The sequence below is a fragment of the Streptomyces sp. 6N223 genome (assembly GCF_052246635.1).
Classification (GTDB): Bacteria; Actinomycetota; Actinomycetes; order Streptomycetales; family Streptomycetaceae; genus Streptomyces.
Genome location: NZ_JBQQCA010000003.1, coordinates 173,778 through 190,372, shown reverse-complemented (window position 1 = coordinate 190,372; position 16,595 = coordinate 173,778). Strand labels below are relative to the sequence as shown.

General features: G+C 72.0%; 14 protein-coding genes. 9 read left to right on the top strand and 5 right to left on the bottom strand.

The genetic code is table 11. The features are described 5' to 3' along the window. Nucleotides 1-36 precede the first annotated feature (36 nt). Nucleotides 37-1,065: a LacI family DNA-binding transcriptional regulator gene (locus tag ACTWQH_RS03835; RefSeq protein ID WP_443284854.1), complete on the bottom strand. Its 1,029-nt coding sequence runs from the start codon at nt 1,063-1,065 to the stop codon at nt 37-39. 162 nt (nt 1,066-1,227) lie between these two features. Between ACTWQH_RS03835 and ACTWQH_RS03830 the strand changes: the two genes are divergently transcribed. The 3 genes from ACTWQH_RS03830 to ACTWQH_RS03820 all read left to right on the top strand — a co-directional run bounded on the left by ACTWQH_RS03830 (nt 1,228) and on the right by ACTWQH_RS03820 (nt 4,122). Continuing rightward, nucleotides 1,228-2,010: a ThuA domain-containing protein gene (locus ACTWQH_RS03830; RefSeq protein WP_443284853.1), complete on the top strand. Its 783-nt coding sequence runs from the start codon at nt 1,228-1,230 to the stop codon at nt 2,008-2,010. Then, nucleotides 2,007-3,164, top strand: a complete 1,158-nt coding sequence (locus ACTWQH_RS03825; RefSeq protein WP_443284852.1) for a Gfo/Idh/MocA family protein — start codon at nt 2,007-2,009, stop codon at nt 3,162-3,164. Before ACTWQH_RS03830 ends, ACTWQH_RS03825 begins: the two co-directional genes overlap by 4 nt. A gap of 178 nt (nt 3,165-3,342) precedes the next feature. Next, a complete protein-coding gene (locus ACTWQH_RS03820; protein ID WP_443284851.1) occupies nt 3,343-4,122 on the top strand; it encodes an aminotransferase class IV in 780 nt (259 codons plus the stop codon). Here the strand turns inward: ACTWQH_RS03820 and ACTWQH_RS03815 are convergent. The 4 genes from ACTWQH_RS03815 to ACTWQH_RS03800 all read right to left on the bottom strand — a co-directional run bounded on the left by ACTWQH_RS03815 (nt 4,103) and on the right by ACTWQH_RS03800 (nt 9,941). Next, nucleotides 4,103-5,329: a 4-hydroxybenzoate 3-monooxygenase gene (locus ACTWQH_RS03815; RefSeq protein WP_443284850.1), complete on the bottom strand. Its 1,227-nt coding sequence runs from the start codon at nt 5,327-5,329 to the stop codon at nt 4,103-4,105. The genes ACTWQH_RS03820 and ACTWQH_RS03815 overlap by 20 nt on opposite strands. A gap of 14 nt (nt 5,330-5,343) precedes the next feature. Further along, nucleotides 5,344-7,455 carry an aminodeoxychorismate synthase component I gene (pabB, locus tag ACTWQH_RS03810; RefSeq protein ID WP_443284849.1) on the bottom strand — a complete coding sequence of 704 codons (2,112 nt, stop codon included), beginning with the start codon at nt 7,453-7,455 and terminating at the stop codon, nt 5,344-5,346. Nucleotides 7,456-7,504: 49 nt separating this feature from the next. Beyond that, nucleotides 7,505-8,716, bottom strand: coding sequence for a 3-deoxy-7-phosphoheptulonate synthase (locus tag ACTWQH_RS03805; protein ID WP_443284848.1), 1,212 nt, complete (start codon nt 8,714-8,716; stop codon nt 7,505-7,507). A 106-nt stretch (nt 8,717-8,822) separates the two neighbouring features. Further along, nucleotides 8,823-9,941, bottom strand: coding sequence for a cytochrome P450 (locus ACTWQH_RS03800; protein ID WP_443284847.1), 1,119 nt, complete (start codon nt 9,939-9,941; stop codon nt 8,823-8,825). Between the two features lie 422 nt (nt 9,942-10,363). Between ACTWQH_RS03800 and ACTWQH_RS03795 the strand changes: the two genes are divergently transcribed. From ACTWQH_RS03795 to ACTWQH_RS03770, 6 genes are read left to right on the top strand one after another with little or no spacing between them, the layout of a single operon-like run. Beyond that, entirely contained in the window at nt 10,364-11,377 is a 1,014-nt protein-coding gene (locus ACTWQH_RS03795; protein WP_443284846.1) for a 3-oxoacyl-ACP synthase III family protein, read from the top strand. Between the two features lie 14 nt (nt 11,378-11,391). Further along, nucleotides 11,392-12,558, top strand: coding sequence for an acyl-CoA dehydrogenase family protein (locus tag ACTWQH_RS03790; RefSeq protein WP_443284845.1), 1,167 nt, complete (start codon nt 11,392-11,394; stop codon nt 12,556-12,558). Further along, nucleotides 12,555-12,941 (top strand): thioesterase family protein, encoded by a 387-nt coding sequence (locus ACTWQH_RS03785; protein ID WP_443284844.1) that lies wholly within the window; start codon nt 12,555-12,557, stop codon nt 12,939-12,941. Before ACTWQH_RS03790 ends, ACTWQH_RS03785 begins: the two co-directional genes overlap by 4 nt. 41 nt (nt 12,942-12,982) lie before the next feature. Next, nucleotides 12,983-14,263 (top strand): aminotransferase class III-fold pyridoxal phosphate-dependent enzyme, encoded by a 1,281-nt coding sequence (locus ACTWQH_RS03780; protein WP_443284843.1) that lies wholly within the window; start codon nt 12,983-12,985, stop codon nt 14,261-14,263. Beyond that, nucleotides 14,260-15,576 carry a preATP grasp domain-containing protein gene (locus tag ACTWQH_RS03775; RefSeq protein ID WP_443284842.1) on the top strand — a complete coding sequence of 439 codons (1,317 nt, stop codon included), beginning with the start codon at nt 14,260-14,262 and terminating at the stop codon, nt 15,574-15,576. Before ACTWQH_RS03780 ends, ACTWQH_RS03775 begins: the two co-directional genes overlap by 4 nt. After that, nucleotides 15,576-16,589, top strand: coding sequence for a beta-ketoacyl-ACP synthase III (locus ACTWQH_RS03770; protein ID WP_443284841.1), 1,014 nt, complete (start codon nt 15,576-15,578; stop codon nt 16,587-16,589). Before ACTWQH_RS03775 ends, ACTWQH_RS03770 begins: the two co-directional genes overlap by 1 nt. Nucleotides 16,590-16,595: the final 6 nt, after the last annotated feature.

Below are 16,595 nucleotides of genomic sequence, written 5' to 3'. Positions count from 1 at the left end.
CGCGCTCGAAATATTTCGCAACAGCGGGGGCGGCGGTCAGCCGAGGGGGGCCGTGCTGTCGCGGACGACCAGCGTGGTGGCCAGCTCGATGCGGGGGCTCTCGATCTCGTCGCCGTTCAGCAGCCGCACGAGCGTCCGCAGCGCGCTGCCGCCCATCTCCTTCAGCGGCTGGCGCACGGTCGTCAGGGCGGGGGAGACCCACCGGGCCTCGGGCAGGTCGTCGAAGCCGACGACGCTGACGTCCGCCGGCACGCGCAGCCCCGCCCCGGAGATGGCCGCGTAGCCGCCGATGGCCATGTGGTCGGAGCAGATGAACAGCGCCGTCGGGGGGTCGGGCAGTTCGAGCAGGGCCCGCACCTGTTCCGCGCCGCTGGCCCGGTCGTACGTGCCGTGCCGGATCAGCTCCGGCGCAACGTCGAGGCCCGCCGCCGCCAGGGCCGAGTAGTACCCGGCGATGCGCGCCCGCGCGTACAGGTGGTTCGACGGGCCGGTCACGAGCGCGATGCGCCGGTGGCCGCGCTCCAGGAGGTGGGTGGTCGCCTCGTAGGCGCCCGCCCAGTTCGTCGTGCCCACCGAGACCACGTCGGGCGGCGGGTCGCTGAGGGGGTCGATGACCACGCAGGGCACATCCGACTGCCGGAGGCGGGCGAGCTGGTCGGGAGCCGGTTCGACGAGGCCGAGCACCACTCCGGCGGAGCCGCGCTCCAGGACGCGGTCCACCCAGTCCTGCCCTCCGTGGCCGGTGCCGGAATCGGCCCCGCGTGCCGCGTGGATCACGACGTGCACCTTCGCCTCGTACGCCGCCGCCTCCATGCCGCTGGCGACGCTCGCGGGCCATGACCCGTCGAGCCCGTTCATCACGAGGTCGACGGTGCGCACGGCCGGGTCGGGCGTGGCGCCCCGGCGCACGTAACGGTGCCGGCGCAGGGCGGAGTCGACCCTGGCGCGGGTGTCCCGCGAGACGTCGTCCCGGCCGTTCAGGACCTTGGAGACGGTGGATATCGACACGCCGGCCGTCTCGGCGATCTGCGCGAGCGTGGGCCGCCGCGTGCTGCTACCGGTCACGATCCGCTCTCTGCTCTCCCGACACTTTTCGAACACTGTAGCCGCCTCGGACAGGGCCTTCCGCCGCCTCTTGACGGCTTCCGCCCGGAACGTCAAGCTTCTCTACCGATGTTTCGCAAATTTGGGCCACTACTTACCGGCAATCTTTCACAGGGAGATTCGATGGCAACGACGCGACCACCGGCTCCGCTGCGCGTCACGGTATGGAACGAGGGCCGCCACGAGCAGCACCAGGCCGAGATCGCCGCGAGGTACCCGCGCGGCATCCACGGCGCCGTCGCCGAGGGCATCGCGGAGCATCTGGGCGAGGAGGCACGGCTGCGCACCGCGACGATGGACGAGCCCGAGCACGGGCTGACCGAGGAGGTGCTCGCCGAGACGGACGTCCTGACCTGGTGGGGGCACATCGCCCACCGCGAGGTCTCCGACGAGGTGGTGGAGCGGGTGCACCAGAGGGTGCTCGCCGGGATGGGCCTGATCGTGCTGCACTCCGGGCACTGGTCGAAGATCTTCACCCGGCTGATGGGCACCACCTGCACCCTGCGCTGGCGCAGCGCGGGCGAGCGCGAGCTGGTCTGGACGGTCGCCCCCTCCCACCCCATCGCCGCCGGGGTCCCGCACCCCATCGTCATCGAACAGCAGGAGATGTACGGGGAGTTCTTCGACATCCCGGCTCCCGACGAGCTCGTCTTCATCAGCTCCTTCAGCGGCGGCGAGGTCGTCCGCAGCGGCTGCACCTTCCGGCGCGGCAACGGCAGGATCTTCTACTTCAGCCCCGGCGACCAGGACTACCCCGTCTACCACCACCCGCACGTGCGTCTCGTCATCGCCAACGCCGTACGCTGGGCCGCCCCCGACGTCCCCCGCGCGAAACCCAGGCTGATCCACAGCGAGACCGGCTGGTTCGACGCCGACGGCGGGCAGGCCGGGGGCGAGCGGGCATGAGCGGGCCGTCCTTCGCGACCGTCCCGGACGACGGCCGGCCGCTCCGGGTCGTCGTCGTGGGCGCCGGCGGCATGGCACGGGCCTGGCTGAGTGCCGTCCTGGCCTCCGCCGACGTGGCGTTGGCCGGGGTCGTCGACATCGACGCGGCCCGGGCCGAGGAGGCCGTCGAGCGGACGGGCGTCCCCGGCGTGCCGACCGGGACGAGCCTGACCGCCCTGGCGGCGTCGGCCCGGCCGGACGCCGTCATCGACGTGACCGTTCCCGAGGCCCACCTCCCCGTCACCCTGGAGGCCCTCGGCCTCGGACTGCCGGTCCTCGGCGAGAAACCGCTCGCCGCCACGCTCCCGGAGGCGGTGCGCCTGGTCGCCGCGGCCGAGTCGGCGGGCCGGCTCTTCATGGTGAGCCAGTCCCGCCGCTACAACCCGCACCTCTTCGCGTTCAAGGAGCAGACCGGCCGGCTGGGGCGGCTCGGGATCCTCACCACCGAGTTCTTCAAGGCACCGCGCTTCGGCGGCTTCCGCGACGCCATGGAGCACCCGCTGCTGCTCGACATGGCGATACATCCGTTCGACACCGCCCGCTGGCTGCTGGGCGCCGAGCCGGTGTCGGTGCGCTGCGAGGCGTACAACCCCTCCTGGAGCTGGTACGCCGGAGACGCCGCCACCACGGCTGTCTTCGAGATGACGGGCGGAGTCCGCTACGTCTACACCGGCAGCTGGTGCAGCCCCGGCCTGGAGACCTCCTGGAACGGCGCCTGGCGCCTGAGCGGAGAGCACGGCTCCGCCACCTGGGACGGCGAACGCCCGCCCGCCGTCGAGGCGAAGGAGGGCGAGGACGCGGCGCGGGGCGCCGCGGGAGCGCGGGCGACGCCGGCACCGGCACCGGCACCGGCACCGGCCGAGGGTGTCGCGGGCGCCCTGGCCGAGTTCGCGCACGCGCTGCGCACCGGCACCGTGCCCATGGGCGAGGCCCACGAGAACCTCATGAGCCTCGCCATGGTCACGGCCGCCGTGGAGTCCGCACGCACCGACCGGCGCGTCCGCGTCGACGACCTGCTCGACGCCGCGATCACGGACGCGATCGCCGCGGCCCCGGGCCCGGAGCGCGACCTCCTGCGTTCCTGGCACTCCGCACGCCCCACCACCCCCACCTGAGGAATCCCCCCGCCGCGGCGGCCGCCGATCCCGGACCGGCGGCCGTGCCGGTGACCGCGCGCCGGGCACCGGCCAGGGCACCCGGTTGAGGTCATCAGCCGTTGGAGCGGTAGAAAAGAACCAAGACGCTGTTGTCGATTCCCCGGTCCGGTTGGTGGCCGGCAGATTGGTCTCTCCGATGGAACCGAGCGATGCCTCCGCGCCTGATGCCCTCCAGCTCACGGCACTGGCCATGACCAACTACGGTCACTTCACCACCATGCGGGTGGAGGGCCGGCGGGTGCGCGGCCTCTCTCTCCACCTGGAGCGTCTGCGGCGCGACTGCGGCGTGGTCTTCGGCACCGAGCTGGACCCCGACCAGGTGCGCGCCCGCATCCACGACGCCCTGGCCGGCGCCCCGGATCCGGTCACCGTGCGGGTGACCGTGTTCGACCCCGGGCTGAGGCTGGAGCGTCTTGGGCCCGTGGCGCACCCGCAGATCCTGGTGACCTCCCGCCCGGCGGCCGCCGAGCCGCCGCCGCTGCGCGTGCGCACCGCGCCGCACTGCCGGGAGGTGCCGGCGGTCAAGCACACCGGCCTGTTCGGCGCCCTGCACGAGCGGCGGCGGTCCCAGAGCGCCGGATTCGACGACGCGCTGTTCACCGACGGGCGGTCGGCCGTGTCGGAGGGCCCGACGTGGAACGTCGGCTTCTTCGACGGCACCCGCCTCGTGTGGCCGGCCGCCGATGTCCTCCCCGGCGTCACCATGGCCCTGCTCCAGCGGCACCACACCGGTGCGCAGCACACGGAGAGGATCGGCGTCGCCGACCTCGCCGGGATGGAGGCGGCGTTCGCCACCAACTCCGCGTTCGGCATCCGCCCCATCGCCTCGATCAACGAGGTGACGTACGACGCGGATCACGCCGTCCTCCGTGAGCTGCGCAAGGTGTACGAGTCCATCAGCCCGGAGCCGCTGTGACGCGGCTCCGGGCCCGGCCGCCCGAGTTCTGGCGCGAGGTGCCCACGTACCGCTCCGCGAGCTGCCGTGCGGCGGTGGGGGAGTTGACGACGGCGTCCAGCCGCGCCCGCTGGAGGCGCGACCCGTACGTGTCGTCGCCGGGAAGCCGGTGCAGCAGGTGCGCCATCCAGTCGGAGAAGTCCTCGGCCTCCCAGATGGCCGGCAGCCGCGCCTCTGAGTAGCCGTCCAGCGGGGCGCGGTCGCCGGTGGCGTACCAGGCGTGGAACGCCTCGCTCAGCACCTTGACGTCCTCGACCGCGAGGTTGAGGCCCTTGGCCGCGGTGGGCGGCACGATGTGCGCGGCGTCCCCGGCGAGGAACAGCGGGCCGTGCTGCATCGGCTCCGCGACGTACGAGCGCAGTTCCACCAGGGACCGCTCGAGCACCGGCCCCTCGGTCAGCGCCGCCTCGCCGTCGACGGCCAGGCGGGCGCGCAGCTCCTTCCAGATCCGGTCGTCGGGCCAGGCGTCCAGCGACTCGCCCGGTTCCACCTGGAGGTAGAGCCGGCTGATCTCGGGCGTGCGCATGCTGGCCAGCGCGAATCCCCGCTCGTGCACGGCGTAGACCAGCTCCCTGGAGGTGGGCGGCGCGGCGGCGAGGATGCCGAGCCAGGCGCTGGGGTAGCGGCGCTCGTACGAGGTCAGCAGCCCGGGCGGGATGGTCCGGCGCGACACCCCGTGGAATCCGTCGCAGCCGGCGACGAAGTCGCAGGCGATCTCGGCCGGGCGGCCGTCCAGCGTGCACCGCACCGTGGACGGGCCGTCGCCGGCGAGGTCCAGGGAGACGTCCTCGATGCCGAACCGGACCTGGCCGCCCGCCTCCAGCCGGGCCCTGATCATGTCCTTGACCAGCTCCTGCTGGCCGTAGACGTACGTGCGGTGGCCCGTCAGCGCGGTGGTGTCCACCCGGTGCCGGTGGCCGTTGACGCGCAGCTCGAACCCGTCGTGCCGCAGCCCCTCCCGGTCGAGCCGGCCGGCCAGCCCGCACGCGCGGAGCAGCTCGACCGTGCTGTGCTCCAGCAGCCCGGCGCGCACCCGCCGTTCCACGTACTCCCTGCTGCGGCGTTCGAGGACGATGGAGTCCACGCCCTGCCGGTGCAGGAGATGAGAGAGCAGCAGCCCGGCCGGGCCCGCGCCGACGATGGCCACCTGTGTCCTGAGCCGATTCACGTCCCGCTCCTTGATCACCGAGCGGCCCTGAGCGAGGCCACCGGCACACGTCCGGGGAAGTCGGCGTCGAGCAGCCGCAGCAGCGGGGTCGCCTTGACGGCTATCTCCTCGAACTCCTCGTCCGGGTCGGACAGCGCGACGATGGCGCCGCCCACCCCGTACTTCACCCGGGACGGCGTGACGACGAGCGTGCGGATGACGATGCTCAGGTCGCAGGCGCCCGACAGGGAGAAGTAGCCGATGGCCCCGGAGTACACGCCGCGCGGGCCGGCCTCCAGGGCGTCGATGATCTGCATCGTGCGGATCTTGGGGGCTCCGGTCATCGACCCGCCGGGGAACGCCGCCCGCACGCACTCCACCGCCGAACTCGACTCCCGCAGCCGCGCGCGGACGGTGCTGACCAGCTGGAACGTGGTCGGATGGGCCTCGACGTCGTAGATCACGGGGACCCGGACCGAGCCGATCTCCGCGGTGCGGCCGAGGTCGTTGCGCACCAGGTCGACGATCATCAGGTTCTCGGAGCGGTCCTTCTCGCTGGTGGCGAGGTCCTTGCGCAGCAGCTCGTCCTCGCTCTCCGAGGCGCCGCGCGGCCGGGTGCCCTTGATCGGCTTCGACTCGACCGTGCCGTCCGCGGAGATCCGCAGGAAGCGCTCGGGAGAGGTGCTCAGCACCGACAGGGAGCCGAAGCGCAGCAGGGCGGCGAAGGGCGCGGGGGTCAGGCGGCGCAGGAACTGGTAGCTCTGCCACGGCTCCACCGTGACGTCGGCGTCCAGCATGTTGGTCAGGCAGACCTCGTACGTCTCGCCCGCCGCGATCTGCTCCTGGCAGTGGGCGATCAGGTCCAGGTACCGGTCGCGGTCGTGGCGCAGCCGCAGCGAGGCGTCCGCGCCGTGCGGCGCGGTGTAGCGCGGCCGGCGTCCGGCCATCTCCGCCAGCCGCCTCGCCGTGTCGTCGAGCCAGGTGCGGGCCGGTTCCTCGTCGCCCTCCTCGGCGAGCGCGAGGAGATGGGTGGTGGAGGTGGCGTGGTCGAAGACGAGGGCGCGGTCGGCGAAGATCATCGCGGCGTCCGGCTCGTCGGAGCGGTGGCTCCGGTCTCCGCCGCACTCCGTCTTCAGCTCGTAGCCGAGGTAGCCGACCCAGCCGAGAGCGAAGTCGCAGGGCAGCGGGGGGATGTCGACGCTGACGGAGCGCAGGTCCTCCTCCAGCCAGGTGAGGAACTCACCCCGCACCGTCTCGGTGCCGGTGGACTCCTCGACCGTGACGCTCCCTTCCCAGACGTCCGCCCTGACCACCCGGGCCAGCGGACCCGAGGCGTCGCCCATGATCGAGAACCGGCCGTGCTCGCCGGCGGCGGCGCTGCTGTCCAGCCAGAACGCGTGCCGGTGCGCCCGGAAGAGCTGGTCGAAGGCCACCTCGTCGGACCAGCGGGTGGCGAGGGGCTTCGTCAGCACGCGCAGGCGCCGGGGCCTCGCGGGCCGGGGGCGGGACGTGGCCGCCGCGCCGGCCGCCTGCGCCGGCACGGCCGCGGAACCCGCGCCCGCTGCCCCGCCGAACCGCTCGGCAAGTTCCCGGAAGTTGCGCAGGAGCTGATGACCGTGGGCGGTGGAGATCGACTCGGGGTGGAACTGCACCCCCCACAGCGGGCGGCCGCGGTGCCGGATCCCCATCAGGACGCCGTCGTCGGACCACGCGGTGGCCTCCAGCTCCTCGGGCAGTTCGGTCACCGCGAGGGAGTGGTAGCGCACGACGTCGAACGGGGACGGAAGCCCGGCGAACAGTCCGGTGCCGTCGTGGAAGACCTGTGACACGCGGCCGTGCCGCGGTTCGGGGGCCCGGTCCACGCGGGCGCCGAAGGCGTGGGCGATCCCCTGGTGACCGAGGCACACGCCCAGGATCGGCAGCGCGCCGCTGTCGATGATCTCGCGGCAGATACCGAAGTCCTCCCGGCGGTCCGGGCTGCCGGGGCCGGGGGAGATGAGGACGCTGTCGAACTCCTTCAGCATCCGGGGGTGCCAGCTCGCGTCGTCGTTACGGATCACCACCGGCTCCTGGCCGCCTACCTCGGCCAGATAGTGGAACAGGTTATAGGTGAATGAGTCGTAGTTGTCCACCAACAGCGTGCGCATTACAACCTCGAAATCCTTCAGGTATCTCCGGACGCGCGGGGCCTGACCGTCAGGCCGCGCGGAGCAACGCGACGAATGCGTCGACGACGTCGGCCGCCTGCTCGGCGTTCAGGCGAGGGTCACAGGGCGAGCGGTACTGGTTCAGGGCGGCCGTCCGGGCGTCGGCCGACCGCGCGACGCACTCGGTGACGGGCTCCGGCGTCATCTCCAGGTGGAGTCCTCCCGGCCACGCCCCGTGGGCACGCAGAATCCTGACGAACGCGGTGAGCTCGTCGAGGATCGCCTGCACGGACCTGGTCTTCCGGCCCCGGCCCGTCTTCGTCGTGTTGCCGTGCATCGGATCGCTGATCCAGGCAACCGGGATGCCGGTGGCCGACACCGCCTCGACCAGGGGCGGCAGCAGCGGGTCGATGCGGTCCGCGCCCATTCGCGCGATGAACGTCAGACGGCCCGGGCGGCGCTCGGGGTTGAGGATCCGGGCGAGCCTGACCAGATCCGCGGCGGTGGTCGACGGTCCGACCTTGACCCCGACGGGATTGCGGACCGACGCGGCCAGGGCCACGTGCGCCCCGTCGGGCTCCCGCGTGCGATCACCGATCCAGCCGAAATGGAGGGAGGACGCGTACGGTTCGGGGTCCGCGCGCACCTGCGGCAGCTCGTAGGGGAGGAGCAGAAGCTCGTGTGCGGCGAACACCCGGTTCCCGTCCGCGCGGCCCTGCCAGGACTCCCGGATGACCTTCAGGGTCGCGGCCGCGCAGTCGTGGGCCGCCAGCAGCCGCCGGGCGTCCGGCACCCTGGCGGCCGCGTCGGCCTCGGCGGCGTTCACCGCGTCCCCTCGGTACACGGCGAGGACCTCGCCGCCGGGCGTGTGCTCCCAGTCCGACGACCTCGGCTTGGCGTACTGGCCCGCCATGCGCCCCATGGTCACGACGGGCATGCCGAGCTGCTCGCGCAGCGTCGCGGACAGGTCGTACAGCTGCTCCAGCTTGCGGTGGACGGGGGACGGCGCCGCGTCCTCGAAGAGCTCGGCGCAGTCGCCGCCCTGCAGGGCGACGGCTTCCCGCCGCGCCACGGCAGCCATCAGGTCTGCCAGGTGCGCACTTTCTTCGGCGGGCACGAGCGCGGGCCGATTCAGCAGCTCGCGCTGTACCTCATCCAGGAGGCCCGGGTCCGGCCAGGCCGGCTGCTGCGGCGCGGGCTTGCCGGCCGCCTGATCGCCGGGAAGGTCCGACTCGATGCGTGAACGGGCGTGCGGGGGCATACGGTGTCCTCAACCGGTGCGCGTCGACAATGGGGCAACGGTCCTGGTCTTCGATTCCACGAGCTCTTCTCGTTTCTCGCTGTGCGCCAGGAGTCCGTTAGTCCGATCAGAAATCACACGGCAGGCTCTGGAAGCCGTTCACGAAGCTGGAACGGTGGCGCACGCCGGGCGAAGTGGCGTGGAGGTTGGGCATTCGCGTGAACAGCTCGGTGAGCAGGACGTGCATCTCCTGCCGCGCCAGGTGCGTGCCGAGGCAGAAATGCGGCCCGCCCGCGCCGAATCCCACATGCGGATTCGGCGACCGCGTCACCAGAAAGGTGTCGGGGTCGTCGAAGACGGTCTCGTCGCGGTTCGCGGAATTGTAGAACAGGATGACCCGGTCGCCCTCCTCGAAGGTGTGCCCGAAGAACTCGACCTTCTCGGTGAGGGTGCGGCGCATCCAGGTGGTGGGGGTTGTGTAGCGGACCACCTCCTCGATCGTCGTGGGCAGGTGGGTGTTCAGGTCGGACATCAGCAGGGAGCGCTGGTCGGGGCGTTCGGTCAGCAGGGCCAGCGTGTGCGTGATGGCGTTCCGGGTGGTCTCGGTGCCGGCGACCATCAGCAGGGTGAAGAACTTGCCGACCTCCTCCTGCGTCAGGGCCTCGCCGTCGATGTTCGCCGTGACCAGCCGCGTGATGAGGTCGTCGGCCGGCTCGCGCAGCCGCTCCTGGGCCAGCTGCCGGGTGAACTCGTGCAGCTGCTTGTACTTGGAGGCCAGCACCTCCCCCCGGTCCTCGCCGAAGTCGGGGTCGCCCGCGGCCAGGATCAGGTCGGAGGCCGCGAGCACCTCGGCGTGGCGCTCCTTCGGGATGCCGAGGATGCGGCAGAGCACGCGCATGGTCATCGGCGTCGCGACGGTCGCCACGAAGTCGCACGCGCCGCGTTCCTGCAGGTCGTCGACCACCTCGCGCGCCACGTTCCGGGTGTGCTCGATGGACTCGTCGACCATCCGCGGCGTGAAGGCCCGCGCGACGATGCGGCGCAGCCTCGTGTGCCGCGGCGCGTCCAGGCTGATCATCGACCCGGCGTACTCCTGCACCGACTCGGGCAGGTCGTCCAGGCTGGTCGAGATCGGCTCGGAGCTGAAAACCTTCGGATGGGAGCTGGCCGTCTGCACGTCGGCGTACCTGGTCAGTCCGTAGAAACCGCGGCCGTCCTCGGTCGGGCAGAACGCGATACCTGGCATCGCCCTCAGCCGCGCGAAAACCTCGTTCCGGTGCTCCTGCGGTGAGCTCCAGAAGTCCAGATGTATCAGATCGGCTTCTTCGACAACGGGCACTACTGTCCCCCTTTAATCGCTTACGGATGCTTGCCTGCGGATGCTTGCCGATGGCTCCAGATGCGGAGTCGCGAGGAGTTGTGACCGTAGAAGCGCCGCCGGATTCTGGTCAAGGGTCATGGCTCTCCGCCGCGTGGCCGCTGTCTCGCCGGCGGGACACTCCGGCGTTCACGTCCTCAAACGGTTGCCCGAGATGATCCGCACCTCCTAGGATCGCCGAGCGAGTTTGCCAAGGAGTCGGCCTGCCCGGTTTCCTGAAGGCTACTCAGCCGCCATGTGCGAGATCGTGACGAGTCCGTTACCAGTCGTCCAGCACGGAGCCGGGACACATGTCGAGTAGGGATTCCGATTCACCCGCAGGAATAATTTCGACCGGCGTCAGCCTGCCTGAGCGCCGGGTTTCCAATGCGGAAATAGCCGAAGTCCTCCAGATCGAGGAACGCTGGGTCTCGATGCGCACCGGCATCATGGAACGGCGGTGGGTCGAGGCCGGCGAGAAGCACCTGGACCTCGCCGCCGGGGCCGCCGCCGCGGCCGTCGAGAGCGCGGGGGCCGACGCTGCCGAGATCGCCGCCGTGCTGGTGGCGACCTCGACCCCGGACCGGCCCATCCCCCCGACGGCGCCGCAGGTGCAGGCGATGCTCGGGGCGAGCGACGCGCTGGCCTTCGACGTCAACGCCGCCTGTGCCGGCTTCCTCTACGCGGTCGACGTCGCCCGCGGTCTGCTGGCCGCCGACCGGGCCCGGCGTTACGTCGTCGTCGTCGGCTGCGACACGTACTCGCACCTGCTCAACCCGGCCGACCGGGCCACCTACACGCTGTTCGGCGACGGCGCGGGCGCCGTCGTGATGGGCCGCGTGCCGGCGGGACACGGCGTGCTGGGCGGCGCCCTCTACGCGGACGGCACGGCGAGCGAGATCGCCGTCGGCGGGCCGCACCTCCCGCTCACCACCGAGCAGGTCGAGCAGGGCGGATACCACGCCCGGATGGTGGGCCACGAGGTCGCGGCGCTCATGCGCCAGGAGTTCCCCGCGATGGTCAAGGTGGCGCTGGACCGGCACGCGCTGTCGATCGGCGACATCGACCACGTCGTGTGCCACCAGGCGAACCCCCGCCTGGTGCGGGAGTGCGCGCGCGACGCCGGATTCCCGCCCGAGAAGGTCGTCATCACGGGGGACCGGTACGGCAACACCGCCGCGGCGTCCGTGCCGATCGGCCTGGACACCGCGGTGCGCGACGGCCGGATCCAGCCGGGGCACCTCGTCCTGCTGGTGTCCTTCGGCGCCGGCATGACGTGGGCCTGGTCGCTGGTCAGGTGGGCCCCGCCCACCGCGGAAGACTGACACAAGGAGATTCAGTGGACCTGAGTTGGAACGCCGAGCAGCGGGCCGTCCGCGAAGCGGCGCTGAAGTTCGGCCGGACCGTGGTCGCGCCGAGCAGCGGCGAGCGGGACCGCGCCTCGGCCTTCGATCACGAGATCTGGAAGTCGCTGGCCGAGTCCGGGTTCTGGCGGGCCGGCGTGCCGCGCGAACTCGGCGGCGACGGCGGCGGCCTCGGCGCCTACACGGCCGCGCTGGAGGGGCTCGCGCTGGGTTCCGAGGACAGCGGCTTCGCGGTGACCGTCGGCGCGCACGGCGCGCTGATCCAGCTGCTGGTGCGCTACGGCACCCCCGCTCAGCAGCGCCGGTTCCTGCCCGGCCTGCTCGGCGGCCAGGTCGGCGCCACCGCGGCCACCGAGCCGACCGGCGGCTCCCACGTCACCGGGGTGCGCACCACGGCGCAGCCGGCGGGCGACGGCGAGTACCTGCTGTCCGGCCACAAGCGTCACATCACCAACGCGCCCGTCGCGGACGTGATGGTGATCGTCGGACGGGTCGCCGGCGTCGGCAAGCGCGACATCTCGCTGTTCCTGGTCGACCGCGACCAGGAGGGAGTGAGCCTGGGCGACAACGAGGACCTCATCGGCCTGCGCACCAGCCCGCTCGGGCCCATCGACCTGGACGGCGTGCGCATCGACCGGGAGCGGCTGCTCGGCGGCATCGGCGACGGCCTGGAGATCCTCTACTGGTGCCTCGCGCTTGACCGGCTGAGCTTCGGCGTCATCGCCGCCTCCACCATCGACACCATGCTGCCGCAGGCGGTCGAACGGTCCCTGACCCGGGAGACCTTCGGGGTGAAGATCGCCGAGCACCAGTACATCCAGGACAAGATCGTGCAGATGAAGGTCGCCGCGGAGTCCGCGCGCGCCCTGTCCTACGCGACGCTGTGCGCCCTGGAGAACGAGGACATGCCCCAGGCGAGCACCCTGGCCTCCTGCACCAAGCTGCTGTCCGCCCAGGGCATCGTCGGGTCCAGCCTCGAACTCGTGCAGCTCTTCGGCCACCTGGGCTGCGACCGCGACCACACCATCGAACGGCACCTGCGGGACGCCGCGGCGTTCCGGATCGCCGGCGGCACCGACGAGATGCAGAAGAAGAACATCTTCCGCCAGGTGCTCGCCGAACGAGAGGCGGTGGCGTCGTGACGGCGCATCAGGCCGCGGCGCTGACCCGGTCGGAGACCGTCGTCGTCGCCCCGCACGAGTCGGCCGAACAGTGGGGCAACACCGGGCTCGACGTGCTGTCCACCCCGGCCATCCTGGGCCGCGTCGAACAGCTCTGCGACGCGGCCATGAAACCCGGGACGGCGCCCGGCGAGATGACCGTCGGCGTCTCCGCCACCATGCGTCACCGCGCCCCGGTGCGGGTCGGCAGCACCGTGGAGTACCGGGTCAGCGCGCCCGCGTACGCCCGCAAGACCGAGTTCTCCTTCGAGGTCGTCGCCGAGGACGGCACCGTCGTGTGCGACGGGCGCCACGAGCGCGCCGTGATCGACGTGGAGAAGTTCAAGCAGCGGCTCGGAACATGACGGCGACGGCACAGGAGGTCCGTGCGGTGATCGGAAAGACCATGACAACGCCGGCAGTCGACGCCAGGCCGACCAGCCCGCTGGTGGCCCGCGCCGAAGGCTGCTGGATATACGACGAGGACGGGCGGGACTACCTCGACGGCAGCTCGGGGACCCTCTGCGTGAACATCGGCCACGGCGTGCGGGAGGTGCTGGACGCCATGGCCGAACAGGCAGGGCGGGTCTGCTTCGCGCACCGCAGCCAGTTCGTCAACCAGCCCGCGCTCGACCTCACCGCGGAGATCCACGCGGTGACGGGGCACGCGTTCCGGGAGATCGTCTACACCAACTCCGGATCCGAGGCGACCGAGGCGGCCCTGCGCCTGGTGCTGCACCACCACGCGGTGCTCGGCGCCGCCGACCGGGTGGTGGTGCTCTCCCAGTACCCCAGCTACCACGGCATGACCGCCGGCGCGCTCGGCATCTCCGGGCACCCGCAGCGCCGCACCAACCTCGACGCCCTGCACCACACCCCCGTCAGCGTCGGCACGGTGCGCCCCGACGACCCCGGCAAGGCGTTCCCCGAGCTGTCGGACTGGGTCGCGGCGGTGGACCGGGTGGGAGCCGACCGGGTCGCGGCCATCGTCGTCGAACCGGTCGGCTGCGCCGCCAGCGGCGGCACGGTGCTGCCCGAGGCCACCCTCCGCGGGCTGCGCGAGCTGTGCGACCGCACCGGGGTGCTGCTGGTGACGGACGAGGTGATGACCGGCTTCGGCCGCACCGGATCGTGGCTGGCGCACACGGAGTCCGGGGTCGTCGCCGACCTCGTGACCACGGGCAAGGGCCTGAGCGCCGGCTACTCCCCGCTCGGCGCCTGCCTGGTGGGCCACTCGGTGCTGCCGGGCCGCTCCGCCTCGGACGCGGCGGTCGGCCACACCATGAACGGCAACCCGCTCTCCGCCGCGGCCTCGCTCGCGGTGCTGCGGTACATCGTCCGGCACAACCTGGTGGAGCGGGCCAGGACCACCGGCGCGCTGCTGCGCGAACGCCTCGCCGAGCTGGCTGCCAGGTACCCGTTCACCGGGCCGCCGCGGGGCCGCGGCATGGTGTGGGGCATCCGGCTGCGCCAGTCCGCCGACGGCTTCGCCGCGGAGCCGCTGGCCCGCCGCCTCTGCCTGGTGGCGCGGACGTGCGGCCTCATCGTGTACCCCGCCGGCGTCGACCACCACAGCCAGTCGCTGCTGGTGGCACCGCCCCTGACGCTCGCAGAGAGCGAACTCGACGAGCTCGTGCGGCGGCTGGGCGCGGCGCTTGAGCACATCACCGCCGGGGAGGCGCGATGAGCACGCTCATCATCGGCAACTCGTACAACGACTACCTGATCGGCGACCTGGGGCGGTTCGACCCCGTCGAGCGCCGCGTCTGCGGCAACTTCGCGCTGCGCCTGGCCTGGCTCCTCGAACCGGGCGACGTCATCGTGCTGCCCCAGCCCGCGGACCCCTCGTTCGTCGCCTATCTGACGGCGTTCAAGGGGATCCCGGCGGACTCGGTGACGATCCTGGTCCCGCCCTCCGGCGAGTTCGGCACCGACATCCTGACCCGTCAGCGGCTGACGCACCCCGAGTTCGAGAAGCTGCTCGCCGAGACCGTCGCGGCGGCGGACATCGACCTCGTGCTCCCCTACGTCTTCGACCCCACCATCGCCGCCCTCTGCCGGCGGTTCGGCCTCCAGGACCAGGTCCGCGCCTTCCCGTTCCTGGCCCAGGGCGGCGCCGAGATGCTCAACTCCAAGAGCGCGTTCCGCGCGCTGGCGGCCGGGGTCGGCGCGCCGCTCGCCGACGGCGTCGCCACCCGGTCGCGGCGGGAGGCCACGGCGTTCGTCCGCGACATGCTCGCGGCCGGCGGATCCGTCATCGTCAAGCAGGACCTCAACATCGGCGGGCACGGCAACGAGATACTCACCGGCGACCCCGAGCTCACCCAGATCGGCGCCATCTCGCGGACCGTCATCACGGACCCCGGCCAGGTCGCGGACCTGATCGCGGAACGCTGGCCGGCGTACTCCAACGACGGCACCAACAAGGTCGTCCTCGAGCAGTACCTGCCCGACAGCGTGCCGATCGGCGCCGAGGTGGACATCAGCCCGAGCGAGATCACCGTGCGCCACATCGGCGAGATGCGGATGACCCCGATCTTCGACGGCGTCGTGCTGCCCGGGCTGACGATGACCCGCGAACGCACCGAGGAGTTCCGGTCCGCCGTCTTCGCGTTGTGCGGGGCCGTGCGGGCCATCGGGTACCGCGGGCTGATGAACATCGACGGCATCGTCGACACGAGCGGCCGGATCCTGCTCACCGAGTACAACGGCAGGCTCGGCGGCACCACTCACCTGCACTGGCTGGGGCTGAGCGCGGTCGGGCCCCACTACGCGGACGGCAGCGTCCTGGTGAGCAAGAACGACTGGAAGGTCGAGTCGGTCGACGCCGCGCGGCAGCGGCTGGAGGCCGCCGGACTCGCCTACGACCGCGCGCGGGGGTCGGGTGTCGTGATCACCTGCGACCACACTGCGCAGTCCGGCGTGGTCGAGTACTGCGTCCTCGGGCTCGACCACACCGCCGCCGAGGAGACCGAGGCCGCCCTGAAGGAACTGTTCTGATGACCCGGGCCGCGGTCCTGTGCGGGATCGGCAGCTACCTGCCGCCCAGGACGGTGTCCAACCACGACCTGGCCGGGCGGCTGGACACCACCGACGAGTGGATCCGATCGCGCACCGGCATCGGCAACCGGCATCAGGCCAGCCCGGGGACGGCCACCTCGGACCTCGCGGCCGGCGCGGCGGAGAAGGCGCTGAAGTGCGCCGACGTGGACTCGGTCGACTCGATCGTGCTCGCCACGACGACGCCGGACCGGCCCTGTCCCGGCACGGCCCCGACGGTCGCGTCGAAACTGGGGTTCCGCGGGGTGGCGGCCTTCGACGTCTCCGCCGTGTGCACCGGGTTCCTCTACGCGCTGGCCACCGCCTCCGGGCTGGTGGCGACCGGGGCCGAACGGGTGCTGGTGATCGGCGCCGAGACGTACTCCACCATCGTCGACCCGGACAACCGGGCCAACGCGGTCATCTTTGGGGACGGCGCGGGCGCGGTCGTGCTGCGCGCGGGCCGTCCCGGGGAGCCCGGCGCCCTCGGCGCGTTCGACCTCGGCAGCGACGGCGCGGGCCGGGACCTCATCACGGTCCGCGCCGGCGGCTCCGAGCAGCGCCTGTCCGGCGCCGAACCGACCCACGAGGACCGGTACTTCGTCATGTCCGGCAGGGAGGTCTTCCACAAGGCCGTGTCCCGCATGGCCGATTCGGTCCGCACGATGCTGCGCCGCGCGGGCATGGGCATCGAGCAGATCGACCGGCTGGTCGCCCACCAGGCCAACCAGCGCATCCTGCTCCGGCTCGCGGACGTCCTGGGCCTGCCGGAGGACAGCAACGTCAGCAACATCGACGCGGTCGGCAACACCGCGGCCGCGTCCATCCCCATCGCGCTGGCCCACGGGCACGCCAACCGGCTGCTGCTGCCGGGCCACCGGGTGCTGCTGACGGCGTTCGGCGGCGGACTCACCTGGGGGTCGACGGTGCTGACCTGGCCCGACCTCGCCCACTCCAGCCGTCCGCGGCGTTGACCACAC

Coding starts and splice junctions, on each gene's coding strand:
- ACTWQH_RS03805 (WP_443284848.1), bottom strand. CDS start 8,716: ATGCCCCCGCACGCCCGTTCACGCATCGAGTCGGACCTTCCCGGCGAT.
- ACTWQH_RS03770 (WP_443284841.1), top strand. CDS start 15,576: ATGACCCGGGCCGCGGTCCTGTGCGGGATCGGCAGCTACCTGCCGCCC.
- ACTWQH_RS03780 (WP_443284843.1), top strand. CDS start 12,983: ATGACAACGCCGGCAGTCGACGCCAGGCCGACCAGCCCGCTGGTGGCC.
- ACTWQH_RS03830 (WP_443284853.1), top strand. CDS start 1,228: ATGGCAACGACGCGACCACCGGCTCCGCTGCGCGTCACGGTATGGAAC.
- ACTWQH_RS03820 (WP_443284851.1), top strand. CDS start 3,343: ATGGAACCGAGCGATGCCTCCGCGCCTGATGCCCTCCAGCTCACGGCA.
- ACTWQH_RS03800 (WP_443284847.1), bottom strand. CDS start 9,941: ATGCCAGGTATCGCGTTCTGCCCGACCGAGGACGGCCGCGGTTTCTAC.
- ACTWQH_RS03795 (WP_443284846.1), top strand. CDS start 10,364: ATGTCGAGTAGGGATTCCGATTCACCCGCAGGAATAATTTCGACCGGC.
- pabB (WP_443284849.1), bottom strand. CDS start 7,455: ATGCGCACGCTGTTGGTGGACAACTACGACTCATTCACCTATAACCTG.
- ACTWQH_RS03775 (WP_443284842.1), top strand. CDS start 14,260: ATGAGCACGCTCATCATCGGCAACTCGTACAACGACTACCTGATCGGC.
- ACTWQH_RS03825 (WP_443284852.1), top strand. CDS start 2,007: ATGAGCGGGCCGTCCTTCGCGACCGTCCCGGACGACGGCCGGCCGCTC.